This is a genomic window from Lujinxingia vulgaris (assembly GCF_007997015.1).
In the GTDB taxonomy this organism is placed as follows: domain Bacteria; phylum Myxococcota_A; class Bradymonadia; order Bradymonadales; family Bradymonadaceae; genus Lujinxingia; species Lujinxingia vulgaris.
In genome coordinates this window covers 30,676-52,536 of sequence record NZ_VOSM01000015.1, presented here as the reverse complement: position 1 = coordinate 52,536, position 21,861 = coordinate 30,676, and the positions used below count along the sequence as shown (strand labels likewise).

Below are 21,861 nucleotides of genomic sequence, written 5' to 3'. Positions count from 1 at the left end.
TAAGAGCGCCTTATGCGCTCACCTGCTTCTTCGATGTCGAAAGCAACTCTATGTCTTCGCTCCGCACAGACTCGCCGCGCGGGGCGTTATCGCCGGGGTCACCCGACTGACGGCGCTCTTCGTAGTCGAGCCCGAAGGCCCCGTCAAGCACCGTGTCCTGCTTTTTGCGAAAAAGACGTCGGCCCCGTCGGGGCCGACGTCTTTCTCACACAATCTTAGAGCATGTCGCGGGCAAACGAGGTGTCCAGCTTGACCGACGGGCTCATCGTCGAGCTCAGCGCGATGCTCTTGAAGTACGGCGCCTTCGAGCTGGCCGGCTTCAGAGATGCAAGCATCTTGAGCAGCGCCACGACGTTCTCCTCGAGCTTCTGCGGCTCAAAGCTGGTGCGGCCCACACCGATGTGGATGATGCCGCCCTTGTCCACGCGGAACTCCACGCGACCGGCCTTAAGCTCTTTGACGATCTTGGCCACGTCGAAGGTCACCGTACCGGCCTTCGGGTTGGGCATAAGACCACGCGGTCCGAGCACACGACCGATGCGACCGACCTGGCCCATCATGTCCGGCGTCGCCACGGTGACGTCCCAGTCGGTCCAGCCGCCGTTAATCTTCTCGATGATCTCATCGCTACCCACAAAATCCGCGCCGGCCTCTTCGGCCTCTTTGGCCTTCTCGCCCTTGGCGAAGACCAGCACGCGGGTGTCTTTACCGATGCCGTGCGGCAGCGAGACAGCACCACGCACCATCTGATCGGCGTGACGGGGGTTAACGTTGAGGTTGATCGCCGCATCGACCGACTCGTCGAACTTCGCGAACGACATCTCTTTGACCAGCGCAACGGCTTCTTCAAGCTCGTAACGCTTCAGGTTGTCGACCTTCGCCGACGCCGCTGCGTACTTCTTTCCGCGCTTAGCCATTGTCCACCTCCATACCGATCACATCCACACCCATCGAACGACACGTCCCGGCCACCGTACGCGCAGCCGCGTCGATGTCATCGGTGGTGAGGTCGGGGAGCTTGATCTCCGCGATCTTCTTGACCTGCTCATAGGTGAGCTGACCGACTTTGTCGCGGTTGGGCACACCGGAGCCCGAGGGAATCCCCAGCTCCTTGAGCACCAGCACCGCCGCCGGCGGGGTCTTGGTGATGAAGTCGAACGAGCGGTCGCCGTACACCGTGATCACGACCGGGATGATCATCCCGGGCTGATCCTGAGTCCGCGCGTTAAACGCCTTGCAGAACTCCATGATGTTGACGCCGTGCTGGCCCAACGCCGGACCGACGGGCGGCGAGGGGTTCGCCTTGCCCGCAGGTACCTGCAGCTTGATCTGTCCTACGACTTTCTTAGCCATGATTCTCCTCTTCTCCGCCCGTCATATGCGGACGTGCAGTCAGCGTCTGCCTCCTGGCCCGGTGACCTCACCCGACCGGCAGACTCCTGCCATAAAAAATCCCCGGATGTTCGACCTGGCCACAACGGCCACAGGCGGTGCGGGGAGCGCTCAACTACAATAAAAAAAGCGCCGGATCAAGGACCCGACGCTTCTTTCTTCTATCTTTTCGCGACTCACTCGTCGGCGACCGATTCGACCTGGTTGAAGTCGAACTCCACCGCGGTCGGACGACCGAAGATCTCCACGAAGACCCGCAACTTCTCCTTCTCCTCCATCACCTCTTCGATGTTGCCGGTGAAGTCCTTGAAGTTGCCCTCGATCACGCGGATCTTATCGCCCTTCTGGAAGTTGTAGGACGGGCCGGTCGACATCTTGCCTTCTTCGATGCGCTCGGTGATCTTGCGGAACTCCGCCTCCGGCACCGGCGTGGGCTTGCGCTGGTTGCCGCCCACAAAGCCGACGATCTTCGGCGTGTTTTTGACCACGTGCCAGGCCCGGTCGCTGAGCACCATCTTCACGAAGATGTAGCCCGCGTAGAACTTCTTGGTACGCTCGCGACGCTTACCGTTTTTGACCTCCACGACCGTCTCGGTCGGAATGAAGATCTCACCGATATCGTCCTCGACCCCTTCCGAGCGAATGCGCTCTTCGAGGGCGAGCTTCGCCTTATTCTCGTACCCGGAGTAGGTCTGGACGATGTACCACTCTTTGGTGTCCGAAGATGCCATGCGTGTTCGTCCTTAAATGCCGATCGTGAGGATGTAGTCGGTAACGCGCTTCCAGATCTGGTCCGATCCCCAGAGGAAGAAGCTCAGGATGATGCTGAAGATAATCACCACCACCGTCGAACGCTGGGTGTCCTTCCAGCTCGGCCAGGTGACCTTCTTAAGCTCGATGATCACTTCGGTCAGGAAGGGATCGACCTTCGGGTGACGCTTCATCCACATGATCAGACCGATCACCGACGCGATCGCCAGCGTCGTGGTCAGCGTCAGAATCGGCGGAATCACCGTGAACTCGGACAGCGCGTCAAACGACGCCCAGATCCATTTGAAGGTCTTGTCGAAAATGACGAACGCCACCACCGCAGTGGAGATATACGTCAGCGTGACCAGGCGCGAAACGTCCATAATTGCTCTCGTTTGGCGCTCTCTCTTAGCCAGCTCATCGTGATCGCGAGCTGCCGGCGCCGGGAACAAAGACGGGGCTCTCGTAATGAGGCCCCGCGCGTAAAATCCCGATTCCTTCGGGAAGCAGGCCAGGAGGGACTCGAACCCCCGACCGTCGGATTTGGAATCCGATGCTCTACCAACTGAGCTACTGGCCTAAACCGCGCTACAGGGTAGAACAGGGCGCATGGGGCGCCCTGTCCTTCATCGTTAGTGGCAACGATGGCCCATTGCGGGTCTATATCGCGCCTCCTGAAGATTCTCCGGGAGGCGCGTTATCATCTTATTCGATGATCTTGGTGACGACGCCGGCGCCGACGGTACGGCTACCTTCGCGAACCGCGAAGCGCAGACCTTCTTCCATGGCGATCGGGGTGATCAGGTTGGCGGTAACCGTGATGCGGTCGCCAGGCATGACCATCTCAACGCCTTCTTCCAGGATGATCTCACCGGTGACGTCGGTGGTGCGGAAGTAGAACTGCGGGCGGTAACCGGCGAAGAAGGGAGTGTGACGTCCACCTTCTTCCTTGGTCAGCACGTAGATCTCGGCGGCGAACTTGGTGTGCGGGGTCACGCTGCCCGGCTTGGCCAGAACCTGGCCACGCTTGACATCTTCCTTCTTGATACCGCGAAGGAGGCAACCGACGTTGTCGCCAGCCTGACCGGCGTCGAGGAACTTGCGGAACATTTCGACGGCGGTAACAACCGTCTTCTCCGGCTTCTCCTGAAGACCGACGATTTCAGCTTCGTCGCCAGGCTTGACCACACCACGCTCGATGCGACCGGTGACGACCGTACCGCGACCCGAGATCGAGAACACGTCTTCGATCGGCATCAGGAAGGTCTTGTCGGTGTCGCGCTCGGGCAGCGGAATGTAACGGTCGACTTCTTCCATCAGCTTCAGGATGGCGTCGGCACCGTAGGGGCCCGACTCGCCTTCAAGCGCCTGAAGCGCCGAACCGATCACGATGGGGATGTCGTCGCCGGGGAAGTCGTACTTGCTCAGAAGCTCGCGAACTTCCATTTCGACCAGCTCAAGCAGGTCCTCATCGTCGACCATGTCGGCCTTGTTGAGGAACACCACCATCGCCGGCACACCGACCTGACCGGCCAGAAGGATGTGCTCGCGGGTCTGCGGCATGGGGCCGTCAGCGGCCGAAACCACCAGGATGGCGCCGTCCATCTGCGCCGCACCGGTGATCATGTTCTTGACGTAGTCAGCGTGACCCGGGCAGTCGACGTGAGCGTAGTGACGGTTGGCCGTCTCGTACTCAACGTGAGCGGTCGAGATCGTGATACCACGCTCGCGCTCTTCCGGGGCCTTATCGATTTCGTCGAACGCCATACCTTTACCGCCAGACGCCTCGGAGAGCACTCGGGTGATCGCCGCGGTCAAGGTGGTTTTCCCGTGATCGACGTGACCGATGGTCCCGACGTTCACGTGGGGTTTCGTGCGCTCGAATTTCTCCTTGGCCATGATTCTCAACTCCTCTGGCGGTTTGGACGCCAAATGTACGTTTGGACAAATGCTTGGGTTGGACGGGCAGCGCCTGGTCACTTTTGGACCGCACGACGTTGCCACCTGACAACATCGCTGAGCCCCTGTCTCCAGGGGCTCATGCGTCCAGTGGCTTTGCCGTAAGCCCTCGATCGGATTCGAACCGATGACCCCTTCCTTACCATGGAAGTGCTCTACCTGCTGAGCTACGAGGGCATGAACGCTCATCAACGTCGCTGCATCGTTGACTCGCTATGTTTGAGAGCGGGAGACGGGACTCGAACCCGCAACCCTCAGCTTGGAAGGCTGATGCTCTACCAATTGAGCTACTCCCGCGCTGACTGACCCGGTTTTTCGTTTCGGTCAGAACGTCTCTCATGGTGGGGGCAGGATTCGAACCTGCGAAGGCTGAGCCGCCAGATTTACAGTCTGGTCCCTTTGACCGCTCGGGAACCCCACCGGGCGCGATTCCTACTATGTGACTTCGAGAGCCGAGTCAACCTCATTTCTCGAAAAAAGCTGGCGACGGGACTCGAACCTGCAACCTACTGCTTACAAGGCAGTTGCTCTACCAATTGAGCTACGCCAGCAAACGCTGTCGGTTACTTCGATGACCGCGTCTTGCGTTGTGCGGCCCCGTCAGCAGGGGCAGATAGATATAGTCCCCTCGAAAGAGTGTCAAGCGAAAAGCGACCGCTTTTTTCACTCCACGTCATTTCCTTCATTTCGGCGTCATTCCTAGCGATCGTGCGCGATCGTAGAGCGCTACAGCCGCCGCTACCGACACATTTAAGCTCTCAACGCCCTCACGAAGGGGAATCGTCACCCTGAAATCGCACTCTTTGGCCACGTTCGGGCGGATCCCACGATGCTCTCCGCCCATCACCAGCGCCGCACGCATCGACCAGTCCTGCTCCCAGAGCGCGCTTCCTCCCTCGGCCAGGGTGCCAACCACCCAGAAGTTTGCCTCCTTAAGCTCACGCAACGCACGAGCGATGTTGGTGACCTGCACCACCGGCACATGAAACGCCATGCCCGCAGACGCACGCACCACCGCCGCACTGACGCCTGCGGCGCGATCTTTGGCCACGATCACCGCGTCCACGCCAAACGCGGCCGCGCTGCGCAGGATCGCGCCCAGGTTCCCTGCGTCCTGCACCTGCTCGAGCACCAGCACACACGCCGGGCTGCGATCGCCCACACGCTCGATCACCTCCCCCAGGCTCGCGTAGGGAAAGGAGCCCACCCTCGCGGCGATGCGTTGATGGTTTCCCTCACAGAGCTCATCCATCTCTTCTGCGCTCACAGAGCGCACGCTCAGACGTCGATCCTCAGCTACCTGTGCGATCTTCTCGAACTTCGGATCGCCCAGCTGGCCGACCACGTAGAGCTCTTCGACCGAACGAGGTGCCCTCGCGAGGACCTCCTCGACCGGGTGCACACCAAAAACGATCATCGGATCTCCTCCAACCAGCTCACCACCGAGTCGCACACCGCGTCGACCGCTGCGCCCGGATCGGGCGCCTGATAGATCGGGCGGCCGATCACAAGATACGTGCTCCCCGAGGCCATCGCGCGCCCGGGCGTCATCGTGCGTGCCTGATCGTCGCCGGCGATGTGCACATCTTCCAGACGGATGCCCGGGGTCACCAGCACAGGCTTCGCGCCAACGCGGGCGCGCAGCCCCTCGGCCTCATGCGCCGAACAGACCACACCATCAACCCCCGACTTCAGCGCCAGCGCGCCGAGCTTCTCCGCCCAGTCGGTCACCCCCATGCCCACCCCCACCGAGGGGAGCTCCCGAGACTTGAGGCTGGTCAGCGCGCTGACCGCCACCACAAGCGGCGGATCATCGGGGCGCCCCCGCTCCGCTCCCCGCACTGCCTGCCGCAGCATCGCCTCGCCGCCACTGGCGTGGACCGTCAGCATAAAGACGCTGGGATGCTCCGCAGCCGCCGCGCACGCGTCACTGACCACGCTGGGGATGTCGTGGAACTTCAAGTCCAGAAAGACCTTCGCTCCCCGCGCTTCCAGCGCTTGCAGGATCGACGGGCCATAGCGCGTAAACAGTCGCATCCCGACCTTATAACGCGCCACCCGCTCGCCAAGCGTGTCCACAAGCTGGAGTGCTTCCTCCAGGGTGTCGAAGTCCAGCGCCACGACAACCCGTTCGCGCACCAGCTCCGCGGCGCGAGCTCCCAGATCGCTCATCGTTCCCCTCGCGCGTCCTCAATCAACGCTTTGATGCGGTCCACAACCTCGCTCAAGGGCACCATCTCGTTTTCGGATTGATGCCGCATCTTCAGCTCCGCCTCCCCATTCTCCACGCCCCGTCCACCCAGGGTCAGACGCACCGGGATCCCGATGAGATCGGCGTCCTTGAACTTATTGCCCGCCCGAAGATCGCGATCATCGAGGATCACCTCCACGCCGGCGGCCTGCAGCTCGTTGTAGATGCGCTCGGCCTCGGAGACCACAAGCTCATTTTTGAGGTGCAGCGGGCAGATCACCACCTGATAGGGCGCCACAGCCATCGGGAAGATGATGCCGTCATCATCGTGGTTCTGCTCGATCACCGCCGCCAGAATTCGCGTCACGCCGATCCCGTAACACCCCATCTGCATCGGGCGATGCTCACCGTTCTCGTCGAGCACGTTGGCGTTCATCGCTTTGGAGTACTTGTCGCCCAGGAAGAAGACGTGGCCCACCTCGATGCCGCGATGCGCCTCCAGCGTGCCGCCGCAACGCCCGCAGATATCGCCGGCGCCGGCCTGGCGAAGATCCACAAACGCGCTGACCTCAAAGTCGCGCCCGTGATTGACGTTGACGTGGTGCTTGTCTTTGAGGTTCGCGCCGACGATGAAATCGACCATCGGCTCCACCGCAAGATCCGCGATGATCTCAACGCCTTCTACGCCCACCGGGCCGGCAAAACCCACCGGCGCTTTGGTCAACGCCTCGACCTCCGCGTCGCTGGCCATGCGAAGTTCCTGAACATCGCGCCCCAGCTCTCCGTTGAGGTACGCCTTGAGCTTGAGCTCATTGACCTGGTGATCGCCGCGCGTCAGGACGATCAGCGCCTTCTCGTCGGCCATATACACGAGCGTCTTCACGATCAGCTGCGCCGGGCGCTTCAGGTACGCCGAAACCTCCTCGATCGTACGCGCCTTCGGGGTGCGCAGCGTCGCAAGCTCCGAGCCGCTGGGCTCGCCGGCTTCGGCAACCTCCAGGCGAATCTCGGCCTTCTCCACGTTGGCCGCATAGCCGCACTCGGTGCAGCTGACGATCTCGTCTTCGCCCGTCTCCGCAAGCACCTGGAACTCATGGGAGCGGCTCCCGCCGATGTTACCGGTGTCGGCCTCCACCGCCCGATACTCCAGCCCCAGCCGCTTGAAGATGCGGTGGTAGGCCTCAAACATCACGTCATAGCTTTGCAGCGCGCCCTCCTCATCCACATCAAAGGAGTACGCGTCCTTCATGATGAACTCGCGCCCGCGCATCAGCCCGAAGCGGGGGCGCGTCTCGTCGCGAAACTTCGTCTGGATCTGATAGACGTTGAGCGGGAGCTGTTTGTAGCTCTTCACGTCACCGCGGATCATGTCGGTCACGACCTCTTCGTGGGTCGGACCGAAACAGAACTCCGCGCCCTTACGATCGCGAAAGCGCAGAAGCTCCGCGCCGTAATGCGTCCAACGTCCCGACTCCTGCCACAACTCGGCAGGTTGCACCGCCGGAAGATGCACCTCCTGGGCGCCGGCGCGGTCCATCTCCTCGCGCACGATCTGCTCGATCTTGCGTACGCTGCGCCAGCCCAGCGGCAGAAAATCATAGATCCCGCGCGCCAGCATGCGGATAAATCCGCCGCGAACCAGGAGCTGATGGCTGACGACCTCGGCCTCCGCCGGATCTTCTTTTCGAGTGGGGACAAACATCGTGGAGAGTCGCATAGGCTCCGTTCCATCTTCTGCAGTTATGTTGGGCCAGTTCGGGCGCACCGGTGGCGCGAGCAGGCGCATATAAACGCCTGCCGCCGCGTCGTGTCAATCACGCCCGCCCTGCTTCACTGCGATCGCACGCCTCCCACTTCAGGCGCGCCCTCTTAGAGAACTGCGATCCCCAGCGCCATCAACCCGAAGATGACGACCATCGCAAAAATCCCCAGCGCGACGAGCCCCAGCTGGATGTACCCCAGGATCATCCCCACCGTGGCCACGGTCAGCCCCGCCGAGGGAGACTCCCCTCGACGGATATGCCCCCGCTCGATATGCCCGCAGATCACCGCTGCGATCGCGGCCACCGCCGGCAACAGCGTCCACGCCCCTACCCCGCAGAAAAGCGCCGCCCAGGCCATCTGCGAGGGCTTATTCTCCGGCATGCTCTGCGACGGATGGTGCGGGCGGTGAGGGGGCGGCGAGTGATGAGGTGTGTGCGTCATAGGATAGCATCTCGCGGGTGACAGCTGTGGTATGCGTCTCGGACGGCGACCATGCGCCCGATCGTTGAAGTAAACGCCGGGCACCACCTTAACGGATAGCGCACGGACTTTCATTCTCGCACTTCCATGACATCGCTCAGAAAGTTTGGACACCCCTGCTCAAACGTCTAGTCAGATTCTTTTCCGTGCTAAATATTTAACGCTCCGATGACGTTCAACCGATCCGATCGTTTCGCCGAACTCCTCTATTTTCGGTGCCTATGACCTCCTCTGAGACCAGCCCCCCACAGCACGCGGCCGCCGAGACGTCCGTGAAGTCGCCGCCCGACGCGCCCCGAGTTCGCGTGACGCTGGTGCGCACGCTGCTGCTCAGCCTTCTCCTGCACGCGCTGGGCGCGCTGCCGGTGATCTTCGCTGACGCCGCTCCCGAGGTGGGTCTGGACAGTGAGTGGATCGGGCGATTCGCCGAGCTTGAGGGCATCGGCCACGGCAGCGAAGACTTCGACCCGCAGCGCGAGACCGACTGGGAGGAGCCGCTGATGCACAGCGCGTTGCTCGCGGAGGAGGAGCCTCCCGAGCCTGAGGTCCCGGATGAAGAGCCTCCGAGCGAGCCCGCAAACGAGGAGCCTGCGGCCGACGAAGCTCCCGAGCCTCAAGCCCGGGAAGAAGAGGCGGCCGGAGCGCCGGAGCCCCAACCTCAAAACGATCTTCCCGCGACCGCTTCCGCTGCGCCCGAAGAGGCACTTCCCCCTGACGAGGATCGCAACGCGGCGAGTGAAGAGTCGACGTCTCCCGAGGTCGCGGAGGATCCGCCCTCGCCGGCCAGCGCAGACGCGCCGGCGGTGCCCGCCATCGATCGCTCCAGCCCGAGCAACCTCCCCGATATGCGTCACTATGGACCGGGCAACGCGCGCATGACCGCGCTGGTGCGCCTCGACCGACTGCGTGGCGCGCCCTACCAGCAGCAGGCCTCCCGGCTGATTCAGGCCGTCCCCGACTACCGCATCCTTTTGGAAACTACCGGCCTCGATCCGATCACCGAGCTCGACGCCATCTTCATGGCTTCGGCCAACCCCAACCACCTCCACGAGACCTTTCTGGCGGTGCGCCACCGCTACGACAACAGCGAGCTTCGCGAACTTCTCGACGGTCGTTTCGCCGAGCCGCCCCCCTGGAGCGAAGGCGGCCGTCCCGCGCGCGCGCTCGTTCCCGACACCGGTCGCTACCGCGATCCCCGCCAGGTTGTGCTCGCCGCCCGAGGCCTGGCGCTGGTCGGAAAGCCCGGCTGGTTTGGCCACTTCGACCGGCGTATCGCGTCCGACTCCGAGATCGCCGACGGCGCCCAACTCCCCGAGAACTTCCGCCTCCTTGACGGCCTGCGCCGCATCGAAGAGGTCGCCGAAGAACAAAACACCATCGCGTTGATCAGCGCGTCGGGCCTCGTCTACTACGCCCCGGGCATCGGAACCCTCCCGCGCTTTGAGGCAGTTCGCCTGAGCCTCACTCACCCGGCCAACCCGCGCCTGACCATCGATCTTCGCTTCCGCTCCGAGTCCCAGGCCGCCTCATTCGCCGAGAGCTGCCCCTCGCTCCAACGACGCATCATCGGCGGCATTCCCGCCGCCCGCATGCTCGGCATCGCCGCGCTGATCGAGCGTCTGGAATGCTCCCACTCCGAAGACTACGTCACCGTCACCGGCCAGTACTCCGCTCGCGAGCTCACCTCCATCCTGCAATTCGCCACCCCCTTCGTCCCTCGCCCCCCCTCTCTCACGGGCCTCCCGGAGCCGCCGCCCCCTCCCGCCCCCCCCCAGGCTCCCACCGGTACCTCCGAGACCAGCCCTCCCGACGCCGGGGACACCACCGACGACTCAGCGCCCTCACCGTCGGCAGACACCGAATAGATCGAAACCTGGCGTGCGAGTGCCTGGCACCCGGTCTTTTCAATCTTGTACGAGTGCCTGGCACCCGATCTTCTCTAACCTGCACGAGTGCCTGGCACCCGGTCTTTTCAATCCTGCACGAGTGCCTGGCACCCGATCTTCTCTAACCTGCACGAGTGCCTGGCACCCGATCTTCTCTGACCTGCACGAGTGCCTGGCACCCGATCTTCTCTAACCTGTACGAATGCCTGGCACCCGGTCTTTTCAATCCTGTACGAATGCCTGGCACCCGATCTTCTCTAACCTGTACGAGTGCCTGACACCCGATCTTCTCTAACCTGCACGAGTGCCTGGCACCCGGTCTTTTCAATCCTGTACGAATGCCTGGCACCCGATCTTCTCTAACCTGCACGAGTGCCTGGCCCCCCGACGCACCTTTGCCACCACCCTCTCCGACGCGGTATAGGCTCAGGCACGAACACCTCATCCCTCGATCTTCTGGAGTGACCATGCCCACCCCCGGCCTCACTGACCACGATCGCGCCGACGCGCGCCGCGTCGCCGACCACCTCCGAGAGCGCTGGAAACTGGATGCCGAGCTGCAACCTTTCCGCCACCTCGCCATCGACTCCCATGCCGCCGAATGGCCGCACCTGCACCTCGAAGACGTCACCGGCATCCCCTTCTTAGACGGCATCGTGGGCATTGAGCAGTACCAGCACCGCGCCCGTGTGCGCGCTCAAGACGGCGACCTCTTCGCCGCCGGCACTGCCCCGGCAGAGGGCTACGAAGAGTACTGCCAGCAACGCCTGGCGCTCGGTGCCCCCGATCTTGTCCTGGCCACCGACGAAGATCCCCGCGCCATCGCGCGGGCCTGCAACACCCCCGAGGTCCTCGACCGCCTGGCCAGCCACGCCCGCGAGGCCGGCGGCCTGGTCATTCACCCCTACATGGCCATCGCGTCGGTCTGGGAGCTGGCCGAGGCGCTGCGCGCCCGCACCGATCTTCCCTGCGCGGTGCTCGGCCCGCCGCCTCCCACCCTCTGGATCGCCAACGATAAGAGCCACCTCTCCACGCTCGTCGAAGAGCTGCTGGGCCCGGAATGGATCGTTGAGACCGCGCGCGCAAAAGACGCCCGCGCCATCGCATCCTCCCTCTCTGAGCTGGCGTCGCGCTGCGACTGGGTCGGCTTAAAGCGCACCCGCTGCGCCTCGGCGATGGGCAACCTCGTGCTCGATGCCCGCGAGCTTCGCGCCGCCTCGCCAGAGGAGCTGCTCACCCTGGTGGAGACCTTCCTCACCCGCACCCAGTGGTGCGAGGGTGAAGACGTGCTCATCGTCGAGTGGGTTCAAACCGACCTCTCCCCCTCCACCCAGGTCTGGATCCCGCCCGCCTCCCAGGGGCCTCCTCGCCTCGACGGCGTCTATGAACAACTTCTCGAAGGCCCCGAGAAAATGTTTCTGGGAAGCCGCCCCTCCACCCTGCCTGAGGCCCTGAACGCAAAAATGGGCCAGGCCTCGCTTAAGGTCTGCGACGCGCTGCAGCAGCTGGGCTACGTGGGCCGCTGCTCCTTTGACTTCATCGTCTCCGGCGATCCGAGCAGCCCCGATGCCCACCCGCGCATTACCGAATGCAACGGCCGCTGGGGCGGCACCTCCACCCCCATGCACCTGGTCGATCGCCTCTTCCCGGGCAGTCGCCCCCACTACGTGGCCACCGATTTCTACCTGCCTCCCTCGCACCAGGGCATCACCTTCCCCGAGCTCTGCGAGCAGCTCGGCGATGACCTCTACGACGCCTCCACCGGCACCGGCCGCTTCATCCTCTACAACGTGGGTCCCCTGGCCGAGCGCGGGAAGTTCGACATCATCGCCCTGGGCGATACCCCGGCCACCGCACGCCAGAACCTCGAAGAGCGCCTTCCCCAACGCCTCGGTCTCTGAAGTTTGATAACCTGAAGATCGATAACCTGAAGATCGACAGCCGGGCCCCCGGGGATCCCCCCCGGGGGCCCGGCTTTTGAGTGTCGGGCTAAAACTCCCAGGCCACCTCGCGTGGCGTCCCCACCTGGGTGCCGCTCGGCTCGGAGCCCAGACGCCCGTGCTCGGCGTTGCCCCAGCACAACAAGCGCCGGGTCTCATCCTCAATGGCGCAGCTATGCGTGTCGCCGGCGGCGACCTTCTCCCACTCCGTCCCCGGTAAGATGCGCGTCACTGGCGCGACGATCTCGCTGATATGCCCGCTGATCTGGTGGCGATCATTATTGCCCCAGCACCGCAGCACCTTCTGCATATCGATCGCGCACATATGCCCGCGCCCCCCGCTGAGCATCGCCACCTGTGAAACGCCCATCAGCTTAAACGCCTCGGTCGACTGCACCGCTCCTTCAACGGGCACCGCTCCCCAGCAGCGCACATCGCCCGCACCACTTATCCCACAGCTGTAGAGCTCCCCGGCCACAAGTCGCGTCACGCCTTCGGATCCCCCCACCTTGCGAACCTCTCCCGAGTCGCCCTCCCCCTCCAGATAGCCAACCGCGCCGTAGCGTCGATCCCCAAAACACCACACCTCGCCATTGGCAACCGCGCAGCTATGCTGCGCGCCCACCGTCACATCAGCAGCCCAGCTGCCTTCGACCGCCTCGATCTCCACCACCACCCCATCCGCAATGGCGCTGGCCGGCCCGATCTGCCCGAACGCACCCGAACCCCAGCAGTAGAGCTTCCCCTCTCGCCAGCCGCAGCTATGCTGCGCGCCCACCGCCACTCCCTGCCAGTCCGAGCGCTGTCCCACCCGCGTCACCCCGAGCGCGCTGGCCTCCTGCGGTGAGACCTGCTTGGCCTCATTGGCCCCCCAACAATAGAGCTGCCCGCCCGTATTCACCGCGCACGTATGCGCCTCACCGGCGGCCACCTGGGCCCACTGCCCCTCCACTCGCCATGCTCGCCAGGTCCCCTCGGTCTGCGTCACGCCCAGCTGTCGGGAGGTGTTGTCTCCCCAACATAAGAGCGCGCCCGTCTCCAGAATCCCGCAGCTATGCCGCCCCCCGGCGCTGACCTGCTGCCAGCGCGGTGCCTCCACCTCAAACTGCGACGCATAGCGCTCACACGCCCCGCTCTGCGGGTCGCACCCCTCCACCTGCACCAGGTAACGCCCCGGCCCGGGCACCTCCACCGCCACCGTCCCGGCCTCGTCGCAACTCCACGTCAGAGGGCTACCGCAGCTGGCCTGCGCGCAGCCCTCCTCCAACGCCCACATCCCGCAGCTCAGCTCGCAGCCCGCCGCATCACACGCGATCGTCAACTCCCCCACCTGCCGGAAAAAGCGCGACGCCCTGAGAGCGCCTTCAACCGCCAGCCCCACCGGCGGCCCAACATCGAAGCTCCACCGGACCTCCGCGCTGGCCTCATCCCCCTTCCAGGCACGCGCAGCCAGCACGTGGTCCCCCTCCTCCAGATCCTCCCACACATAGGTCGATCCGCAGCTCTCAAACGCCTCCCCATCCCGCGCGCACTGCAGCTCACAGCTCTGAGGCTCGCAGCCCAACTCAAAATACGCCGCGCCACCTGCCGCCGCGACCTCCGGCCCATCGAGGATCATCGCCCGCACCGCCCCGGGCTCCGGCTCCTCGCCGGCGTCGACGCCCAGCTCCAGCGCGGCCTCCCCGTCGACCATCAACACACAGCCCGCCCACAACGAGGCCATCCCCAACAACGCCCACACCCGCAGCACACCACAACCCCACGCAAGACTTCTCCGCATGGCTCACCTCTCTTAAAGCGTGATCCAGCGCGTCTACAGCCTCAACGTCGTCGCGCGCCCTCCAGTTATGTCACTTCAATGCGCCCAAATTAACACAGCCGCAAAGCCCCCGCCAACCCCTCGGGGGCACAGCCGTAGGTTAGCGCTCCGGCGGCTCCTGATTGACCTCCACCAGCGCCCGGTAAAGCTCTTCACCTTCAGCTTCGGCCAGCTCCGCGAGCACTCCGGCAAGCTCAAGCTGATCCTCGATCAGCGGCGCCAGCTCATCGACCTCCCAGGCCCCGGCGAGTTTGATGCCGTTGATGAAAAAGGTCGGAGTGCCCTGAACGCCGGCGTTGTAGCCTGCCTCCACGTCGGCCTGAATCCGCGCGGTGACCGCATCGCTGCGCATCCGCTCGTAAAGATCGTCGCCCTCATAGCCGGCCTGACGCGCCATCGCCTCCAGGCGCGCGTCGCTCAGATCACCATCGGCCTCAAAGAGCAGGTCGTGCATCTTCCAAAAATCGCCGCCATCTTCCACCACCACCGAGGCCGCTGCAGCGTGGGCGGCGCGCGTGTGGCTCGGCAGCGGATAATGCTTGTAGACAAGCCTCAAGCCCTGCTCCCCGTAACGCTCCACCAGCGCATCCCAGGTGTGGCGCGCGCGCTCGCAGAAGCCGCACTGAAAGTCCGAAAACACCACCACCGTCACCCGCGCATCCTCCGCCGACGCCCCCTTCACCGCCGACTCGCCAACCGGAATGTACGCGACCTCAAAGCCCTCCGCGACGGCCTCCTCTTCAACCTCGGCGACCTCCTGCCAGTTCACCGGCTGATAATTCTCCAGAGTGCGACGCCAACTCACCGCCTCGGCCGCCACCCCGGCATCCAGCAACGCTTCGGCCGCCTCCAACTCGCCATCGACCACGGCCATCCACTCCGCAGGCTCCACCGCCCCGACCACCCGCACCCCGTTTACAAAATAGGTCGGCGTGCCCTGCACCCCCACCCGCTCGCCAATGGCGCGATCCCGGGCGATCACCTGCTCGGTGTACGCGCTGTCGCGATCCTCTCGCCAGCGCGCCACATCCAGCCCCACCTCGGTGGCCATCGCCTCGAGCCTGCGCTCTCCGAACTCCCCTTGAGCTTCATAGATCTTCTCCAGGTACTCCCAGAACTTCCCCTGCGCCTGGGCCGACACAAGCGCGCGATGCGCCCCCTCCAGCTCCGCATCGTCGCTCAGGGGCCAGAAGCGGTAGAGCACCCGCACGCCCTCCCGCGCCTCCATCATCGCCTTGAGCGTCTGGTGCCCTCGCGCACAATACCCGCATCGAAGATCGGCAAAGACCTGCACCGTCACCGGGGCATCGGCCTCCCCCCACACCGGCGCCCCTTCGGTCGGCAGCGGAATCATCGCATCGACCGACTCCCCGGCCGCCCGCGCCCGCTCCATCACCTCGTAGCGCCGCGCCTGCTCGGCCGCCTGCGGGGAGGCGCAGTAGGTCAAAAAACGCTGCCCCTCTTCACTGACACACTGCTCCGCACTCAGCGCCTTCGTCGCCTCGCCACCGGACGCGCACCCCACTCCCAGCGCCATCGTCCCTACCACCAGCGCGCCCAGCCCCTGCATCTTCATCCACGTCATCCGCCGCATCCTGCGCTCCCTGCTCACCCGAGCCTGATCGTCATCACCCATCATCACTTCCATCCCACACATCACATCGTCGCCCCATCTTCAGATCGGGCTCGTACCCATCGCCCAGGGCACCACCAGGAGCACCACCACCGCCCCCAGAAAATACAAACCGCGGATCGCCCGAAGCCGCCGGTCGAGCCGCGCGCGCTCGGCCTGAAGCTGCTCCGCCCCGGCAACCTCTTCATCGATTTTATAATAACGCGGCAGCGCCCGCTGCGGCCACGCCAGAAAGGAGCCCACCAGCAACACCACCGCCGGCGTCGGGTTCTCCTGCAACCACCCCGCCCAGCTCCCCGCCAGCCCCACCGCCACAAAGAGCGCGTAGCCCACCGCGCTCAGACGCACCCTCCAGCGCATCACCCGATCGAATGAATCAAGCTCGTCGTTCACACCTTCTCCCTTCTGCCAGAACCTCGATCGCCCAGACACCGCGCGATCTTCTCGCTGACCTCAACCACTCGACCAACGTTCGCCTTCCCTACCACCCGCGCTTGGCCCACCGCCACCAATACGGTAAAAACCTGTACGTCTTCGCCCCTCCCCCACTGCTCTTGTTTGAGGACTTTATGGGCGCCCCCGCTTCGATGAAATCACTCCTCGCTCTTCCTATCGTCGCCGCACTCGCCATCAGCTCCGGCTGCAGCCTCACCCTGGACCTGGACCAGTGCACCTCAGACACCGACTGCGCCGGCGACCAGATCTGCTCGGCCGACGGCTTGTGCGCCGCCCCGGGTGAAGACCAGGGCCGCCAGCTCACCGGCGGCCCCTGCCAGCGCCTCGAAGGCGACACCGAACACGACGATCCCTTCCTGATGGGCGTCGTCCTGCAACTCTCCGGCAGCGGCGCGGGCTTTGGCACCCCGATGCTCGAGTCGATCCTGCTGGCGACCAACAACATCAACGGCTTTGGCGGCATCGCCGGCCGCCCCATCGGGCTGGTCGTCTGCGACACCGCCGGCAGCAACGCCACCGCGCGCCAGGCTGCCGAGCACCTTGTCGACAACGCCGAGGTCAGCGCCATCATCGGCTTTAACTCCAGCCAGACCATCAGCATCAGCCAGGACATCACCGTCCCCAACGATGTGCTGATCATGAGCCCGTCGGCCACCGCCCAGACCATCAGCGGTCTGGCCGACAACGATCTGGTCTTCCGCACCGCCCCCAACGACGAGTTTCAGGCCGAGGCCTTCGCCGAGCTCCTCTCCCACACCCTGGAGACGACGCTCCCCGACGCCGGCATCACCGAGCCCAAACTCGCCATCATGGTCCGCCGCGACGACAGCTACGCTGAGGGGTTGAGTGAGACCATCATCCCCATGCTGCCCACCGCCATCACCTCCGGCGGCGAAGATCGTTTCACCGTCGACAACTACACCAACTCCGGCGTCGGCGAGCCCGTCGATTACACCGGCGATGTCGCCGCAGTCGCCAGCCAGAGCACCCCGCCCGATGTCGTCGCCATCTTCGGCAGCGCCGAGGCCTGGGAGCTGATCTCCTACTTTGAGATCGCGCTGGAGAACCAACCCCTCTACTTCGGCGTCGACGCCATGAAGAACGCCCAGCTCGCCGGCCAGGCTGACCCCTCGCTTGAAGGTCGCATCTGGGGCACCGGCCCGCGCAACGTCGGGGATGCCGGCTACCAGCCTTACCTGAACTTCAGGCTTCAGTTCGAACCTCTGCTCGGCGAAAACCCCGACAAATACCAGTTTGTCGCCAACGCCTTCGACGCCGTCTACGCCCTGGCCTTCGCCGCCGCCGCCGAAGGCTTCACCGGCCCCGAGCTCGCTCAAGGTCTGCGCCGCTTAAGCCAGGGCCCCGAGATCACCCCGCGCGCCGCCGAGGCCCAGCAGGCCGTCAACACCCTGCTCGAGGGCGGCTCGGTCACCTACCTGGGCGCCAGCGGTCCGATGTTCTTTGATGAAAATGGCGATCCACAACCCACGCCGATCTCGCTATGGTGTTTCCAAGACGCTTCCGTTCCTGAAGAGGGCGAGATCTACTCGGAATCCCGAGAGTTTACGCCCCTGACCTGCTCCGAACCCGAAGGCTGAGCCTTAATGGCCCGGCCCGCGCCCTGTTGAGGCACCCTCGATGAACCTGCTGCACCGGCTTATAGGATCGTCCGCACTGGCCACCGCGCTGCTCTTCGGCGCGCTCTCCTCCGGCGGGTGCAGCCTGCTCATTGAGACCGAGACCTGCCAGTCCGATGCAGACTGCTCCGTGGGCACCTGCACCGCCGATAACATCTGCACAGATGGCGCCGCAGCGACCTGCTCGGACGACACCCCCTGCCCCGAAGGCCAGCTCTGCGGCGAAGATGACCAGTGCGTCTCCGGCAGCGGACTGCTCGCTCCGCCCTGCGAGCTGAGCTACGGCAACATCGCCGCCGAAAACGCCTTTAACCTCGGCGTGCTCCTGCCCCTCTCCGGCCCCGAAGAGGGCTTTGGCCGCCCGCTGCTCAACGCGATTCGACTGGCGCAAAACGACTTCAACGGCATCGGCGGCGTGCTCAACCGCCCCGTCGGCCTGATCGTCTGCGACACCCAGGGCCTCGACGACGAAGCCCTGGCCGGCGCTCGCCACCTGGTCGAAGAAGCCGGCGTTGAAGCCATCATCGGCCCGGACTACTCCAGCCAGACCATCGACATCGCCACCAGCCTGACCATCGACAACGAAGTCGTGCTCATCAGCCCCTCGGCCACCGCCGCCACCATCAGCGGGCTCAGCGACAACGACCTCGTCTGGCGCACCGCCGCCTCCGACGTCATCCAGGGCATCGCGCTTGGCGAACTTCTCACCTACATGCTCGCAGACGTCGTCGAGGCCGAGGCCCCCAAACTCGCCCTCCTCACCCGCCGCGACGACACCTACGCCGACGGGCTGCAGAGCGCGCTCATCGCGCAACTTCCCGCCGAGATCACCGGCGGCGACAACTCTCGCTTTGCCCCCTACAGCTACGCCAACGCCAGCGCCGGTCAGACCGGCGACGACTACTTCGACACCGTCGGCGAAGTCATCGCCGATGCCGCCTCCACGGGTGAGCCCGATGTGGTCGTGATCCTCGGCTCCTCCGAGGCCTGGGAGATCGCCGCCGCCCTCGACGAAGGCTTAAGCGGCTCGCCCCTCTACGTCTTCGTCGATGCCGCCCGCAACACCGACCAGGCCCAGGCCGCCCCCGAATCCCTGCAGGGACGCATCTGGGGCACCGCCCCGCAAAACATCGGCGCGGCCGACTATGCCCCCTACATCAGCTTCCGCCTCAAGTACCTCTCGGAGTACAACCGCGATCCCAACGACTTCCAGTTTGTCGCCAACGCCTTCGACGCCCTCTACGTGGTGGCGCTGGGCGCGGCCGGCGAAGGTTTCACCGGCCCCGAGATCGCCGAGGGCATGAAACGTCTGAGCTCCGGCAACACCGTCGACCCGGGGCAAAGCCAGGCGCAGAGCGCCATCAACACCCTGCGCGGCGGTGGCTCCATCAACTTCCGCGGCGCCTCCGGCCCGCTGAACTTCGACGAGAAGGGTGATCCTCAGGCCAGCCCCATCGCCCTGTGGTGCTTCGACTCCAACCGCCTCCCGGAGGCCGGCGTCATCCTCAACGAGATGCTCGAGTTTGTCCCCCAACTCTGCGGCCAGGACCCCTTCGACGATGAGCCCATCGATGAGGGCGACACCGACGCCGACGTCGGACCCGACGCCGACATCGACGCCAGCGATGCCGACGAAGACGCCGCCGTTATTGGACCTTCCGACACCGACCTCTCGCGAGACACCGACTAAGCCCGGAGCCCGTGATGACCTCTCAAACCTCTCCCATCCACTTTGTCATCACGGGCTTTGAGCCCTTTGGCGACCACGCCTACAACCCTTCCTGGCATGCCGCCAGAAACCTGGCAGACACCCTCGACTCGCGAAGCGCGCGCGCCCACCTGCTCTCAGTGACCTACACCAGCGCCGCGCAATTTGCCCGCGCCCACCTGGAATCGCGGGCGACCGCCCCCGGCTCACGCGTCATCTTCGTGCACCTGGGCCTGGCCGCGCGCCGCGATCATCTCGCTTTTGAGGAGCGCGCACTCAACCGCCGCGACCACATCCCCGACAACGCCGAGCGCCCCCTCAACCCCGCGCTTCCGCCCGAACAACCGCTCCTCACCGGCGATCTTCCTCACCGCCACACCCACCTGCCTCTGGCCGAACTTCAAACGTGTTACGAGCACCTGCGCACCGACGATCTTCCCCCGAGCAAGCTCAGCCAGGACTGCGGCTCCTACGTCTGCAACGCCCTGCTCTACCACTCCCTGCGCGCCGCCGAGGCCGCCCGCGCCCACGGCATCCACGCCGACGCGATCTTCATCCACCTCCCCCCGCTCACCCCCGATCAGGCCCACCGCACGGGCCGCGCGCTGGCAAAGTCCTTCATCGCGCTCTTCGACGGCGGCATCAGCGCCTAAGCCCCTGCGCCACCGCCACCTCTTCGATCGTGCGCCGCAACCACTTATGCGCCCCACTGCGGTGCGTGCGCGGGTGCCAGGCCATCGACACAGTGCCCCGCTCCAGCTCCACCGGCGGATCGAAGATGCGCAGCGGCAGAAAACTCGCAAAACTCTCCGCCACGCTACGCGAGGTCGTCAGCACATAGTCGGTCGCCGCCACCAGATGCGGCGCCACCATGAAATGCGGCACCACCACCGCCACGCGCCGCGATCGTCCGTGCTCGGCCAGCGTCATATCCACAACGCCCTCATCATCGCCCCGTGGCGAGACGAGGATATGCGAGAGCTTGCAGTAGGTCTCCAGATCGAGCGTCTTCCCCACCCCCGGATGCCCCTGGCGCACCACCGAGACCAGGTCGAGCTGAAAGAGATCTTTGCGATAGAGCGTCTGCGGCACATGCTCCGGCAGCCCCAGCGTCAACACCAGATCGAGCGCTCCGGTGGCCAACCTCTCCACCGGCGAGCTCCCGCCGAGCTCGCGCACCCGCAGGTCAACGCCCGGAGCTTCGCGCTCCAATCGCTCGATCAGGGGCGGCAACACCACAAACTGCGCATAATCATTGGTCGCCAGCCTAAACACCCGCGCGCTGCTCGCCGGATCAAAACGCTCCGGTGGTGAGACCGCCACCTGCAGGGCCTCCAGCGCCTCTTTGAGCGGTCCGGCCAGCTCCTGCGCCCTCTCGGTGGGCACCATCTGGCGGCCCGAGCGCACCAGCAGCTCATCGCCAAAAACCTCTCGCAACCGCCCGAGCGTGTGGCTCATCGCCGACTGGCTCAACCCCACCTGGCGCGCTGCCTCACTGACACTGCCCACCGTCAGCAGCACGTCGAGCGCCACCAGCAGGTTCATGTCCACGTCTTTTAGATGAATGCTATTCATAACTGTAACGTACATTATGCATTTGAAAGATAAAAGCCTGTGCGCAGACTTGGGGATGTCGCAGCGAACCCGCTGCACAACAACCCGACGTTACTTTCCAAAAATGCCCAACAGGAGTCACACCATGGCCAACGCCACCTGGAACTTCGACATCTCCCACTCCGACGTCACCTTCAAAGTGCGCCATATGATGTTTGCCAAGGTCACCGGTCGCTTCACCGACTGGACCGGCACCCTGGAGTTTGATCCGGAGAACCCTTCCACCGCCAAGACCACTGCCTCGATTCAGGCGGCGAGCATCGACACCTCCAACGAAGACCGCGACAACCACCTGCGCTCCGGCGACTTCTTCGACGCCGAGCAGTTCCCCACCCTCGAGTTCGAGAGCACCAATTTTAAGACCGAGGGCAAGAAGATCCTCATCGAGGGCAACCTCACCATCCGCGACGTCACCAAACCGGTGACCCTTGAGGCGGAGTTCCTCGGCAAAGCAGTCGACCCGTGGGGCAACGACCGCATCGGCTTCAACGCCTCGACCTCCATCAACCGCAAAGAGTTCGGCCTGACGTGGAACCAGGCGCTCGAAGCCGGCGGCGTGCTCGTCGGCGAGAACGTCGAGATCGAGATCAACGTCCAGGCGGTCAAAGCCGGCTAAAGGTTGCTTCTGCTCG

The 21,861-nt window shown here is 64.5% G+C and carries 19 protein-coding genes and 5 tRNA genes; 6 read left to right on the top strand and 18 right to left on the bottom strand.

Translation table 11 applies throughout. The features are described from left to right. Positions 1-215: 215 nt before the first annotated feature. The 14 genes from rplA to FRC98_RS21795 form a co-directional block, all read right to left on the bottom strand. Positions 216-917 (bottom strand): 50S ribosomal protein L1, encoded by a 702-nt coding sequence (rplA, locus tag FRC98_RS19280; RefSeq protein ID WP_146983098.1) that lies wholly within the window; start codon positions 915-917, stop codon positions 216-218. Beyond that, positions 910-1,353 carry a 50S ribosomal protein L11 gene (rplK, locus tag FRC98_RS19275; protein ID WP_115607580.1) on the bottom strand — a complete coding sequence of 148 codons (444 nt, stop codon included), beginning with the start codon at positions 1,351-1,353 and terminating at the stop codon, positions 910-912. Before rplK ends, rplA begins: the two co-directional genes overlap by 8 nt. A gap of 215 nt (positions 1,354-1,568) precedes the next feature. After that, positions 1,569-2,123, bottom strand: a complete 555-nt coding sequence (gene nusG, locus FRC98_RS19270; protein WP_146983096.1) for a transcription termination/antitermination protein NusG — start codon at positions 2,121-2,123, stop codon at positions 1,569-1,571. A gap of 12 nt (positions 2,124-2,135) precedes the next feature. Further along, positions 2,136-2,525 (bottom strand): preprotein translocase subunit SecE, encoded by a 390-nt coding sequence (secE, locus tag FRC98_RS19265; protein ID WP_146972330.1) that lies wholly within the window; start codon positions 2,523-2,525, stop codon positions 2,136-2,138. Positions 2,526-2,649: 124 nt separating this feature from the next. After that, positions 2,650-2,722: transfer RNA gene (locus FRC98_RS19260), tRNA-Trp, on the bottom strand. Between the two features lie 125 nt (positions 2,723-2,847). Beyond that, positions 2,848-4,041: an elongation factor Tu gene (gene tuf / locus FRC98_RS19255; RefSeq protein WP_146983094.1), complete on the bottom strand. Its 1,194-nt coding sequence runs from the start codon at positions 4,039-4,041 to the stop codon at positions 2,848-2,850. 164 nt (positions 4,042-4,205) lie between these two features. Then, positions 4,206-4,278, bottom strand: a tRNA-Thr gene (locus FRC98_RS19250). 47 nt (positions 4,279-4,325) lie between these two features. Further along, positions 4,326-4,398: transfer RNA gene (locus FRC98_RS19245), tRNA-Gly, on the bottom strand. 42 nt (positions 4,399-4,440) lie between these two features. Then, positions 4,441-4,522 (bottom strand) — tRNA-Tyr (locus tag FRC98_RS19240). Positions 4,523-4,579: 57 nt separating this feature from the next. Then, positions 4,580-4,652: transfer RNA gene (locus FRC98_RS19235), tRNA-Thr, on the bottom strand. Positions 4,653-4,783: 131 nt separating this feature from the next. Next, positions 4,784-5,518: a 23S rRNA (guanosine(2251)-2'-O)-methyltransferase RlmB gene (rlmB, locus tag FRC98_RS19230; protein WP_146983093.1), complete on the bottom strand. Its 735-nt coding sequence runs from the start codon at positions 5,516-5,518 to the stop codon at positions 4,784-4,786. Continuing rightward, positions 5,515-6,273, bottom strand: a complete 759-nt coding sequence (pyrF, locus tag FRC98_RS19225) for an orotidine-5'-phosphate decarboxylase (RefSeq protein WP_146983091.1) — start codon at positions 6,271-6,273, stop codon at positions 5,515-5,517. Before pyrF ends, rlmB begins: the two co-directional genes overlap by 4 nt. Continuing rightward, a complete protein-coding gene (locus tag FRC98_RS19220; RefSeq protein ID WP_146983089.1) occupies positions 6,270-8,009 on the bottom strand; it encodes a proline--tRNA ligase in 1,740 nt (579 codons plus the stop codon). Before FRC98_RS19220 ends, pyrF begins: the two co-directional genes overlap by 4 nt. 152 nt (positions 8,010-8,161) lie before the next feature. After that, positions 8,162-8,437, bottom strand: coding sequence for a DUF4190 domain-containing protein (locus FRC98_RS21795; RefSeq protein WP_230467813.1), 276 nt, complete (start codon positions 8,435-8,437; stop codon positions 8,162-8,164). A gap of 371 nt (positions 8,438-8,808) precedes the next feature. Here FRC98_RS21795 and FRC98_RS19210 point away from each other — a divergent pair, with 371 nt between their 5' ends. Further along, entirely contained in the window at positions 8,809-10,401 is a 1,593-nt protein-coding gene (locus FRC98_RS19210; protein WP_146983085.1) for a hypothetical protein, read from the top strand. Positions 10,402-10,889: 488 nt separating this feature from the next. Then, positions 10,890-12,323 (top strand): preATP grasp domain-containing protein, encoded by a 1,434-nt coding sequence (locus FRC98_RS19205; protein WP_146983083.1) that lies wholly within the window; start codon positions 10,890-10,892, stop codon positions 12,321-12,323. An 88-nt stretch (positions 12,324-12,411) separates the two neighbouring features. On the opposite strand, the gene FRC98_RS19200 is transcribed toward FRC98_RS19205, so the two are convergent. From FRC98_RS19200 to FRC98_RS19190, 3 genes are all read right to left on the bottom strand, one after another. Continuing rightward, positions 12,412-14,142: an RCC1 domain-containing protein gene (locus tag FRC98_RS19200; RefSeq protein ID WP_146983081.1), complete on the bottom strand. Its 1,731-nt coding sequence runs from the start codon at positions 14,140-14,142 to the stop codon at positions 12,412-12,414. A 139-nt stretch (positions 14,143-14,281) separates the two neighbouring features. Then, complete coding sequence (locus FRC98_RS19195; RefSeq protein WP_283809662.1) at positions 14,282-15,766, bottom strand: DsbA family protein; 1,485 nt, start codon at positions 15,764-15,766, stop codon at positions 14,282-14,284. Between the two features lie 90 nt (positions 15,767-15,856). Beyond that, positions 15,857-16,207 carry a hypothetical protein gene (locus FRC98_RS19190; RefSeq protein ID WP_146983077.1) on the bottom strand — a complete coding sequence of 117 codons (351 nt, stop codon included), beginning with the start codon at positions 16,205-16,207 and terminating at the stop codon, positions 15,857-15,859. Positions 16,208-16,383: 176 nt separating this feature from the next. Between FRC98_RS19190 and FRC98_RS19185 the strand changes: the two genes are divergently transcribed. From FRC98_RS19185 to FRC98_RS19175, 3 genes are read left to right on the top strand one after another with little or no spacing between them, the layout of a single operon-like run. Then, positions 16,384-17,868, top strand: a complete 1,485-nt coding sequence (locus FRC98_RS19185; RefSeq protein ID WP_230467812.1) for an ABC transporter substrate-binding protein — start codon at positions 16,384-16,386, stop codon at positions 17,866-17,868. Between the two features lie 40 nt (positions 17,869-17,908). After that, positions 17,909-19,597, top strand: coding sequence for an ABC transporter substrate-binding protein (locus FRC98_RS19180; RefSeq protein ID WP_146983074.1), 1,689 nt, complete (start codon positions 17,909-17,911; stop codon positions 19,595-19,597). A gap of 14 nt (positions 19,598-19,611) precedes the next feature. Next, on the top strand, positions 19,612-20,268 hold the full coding sequence (locus tag FRC98_RS19175; protein ID WP_146983073.1) for a pyroglutamyl-peptidase I: 657 nt from the start codon (positions 19,612-19,614) through the stop codon (positions 20,266-20,268). Here the strand turns inward: FRC98_RS19175 and FRC98_RS19170 are convergent. Continuing rightward, a complete protein-coding gene (locus FRC98_RS19170; protein WP_230467811.1) occupies positions 20,258-21,190 on the bottom strand; it encodes a LysR family transcriptional regulator in 933 nt (310 codons plus the stop codon). The two genes, FRC98_RS19175 and FRC98_RS19170, sit on opposite strands and share 11 nt — an antisense overlap. A 124-nt stretch (positions 21,191-21,314) precedes the next feature. Here FRC98_RS19170 and FRC98_RS19165 point away from each other — a divergent pair, with 124 nt between their 5' ends. Continuing rightward, positions 21,315-21,845 carry a YceI family protein gene (locus FRC98_RS19165; protein WP_146983069.1) on the top strand — a complete coding sequence of 177 codons (531 nt, stop codon included), beginning with the start codon at positions 21,315-21,317 and terminating at the stop codon, positions 21,843-21,845. Positions 21,846-21,861: the final 16 nt, after the last annotated feature.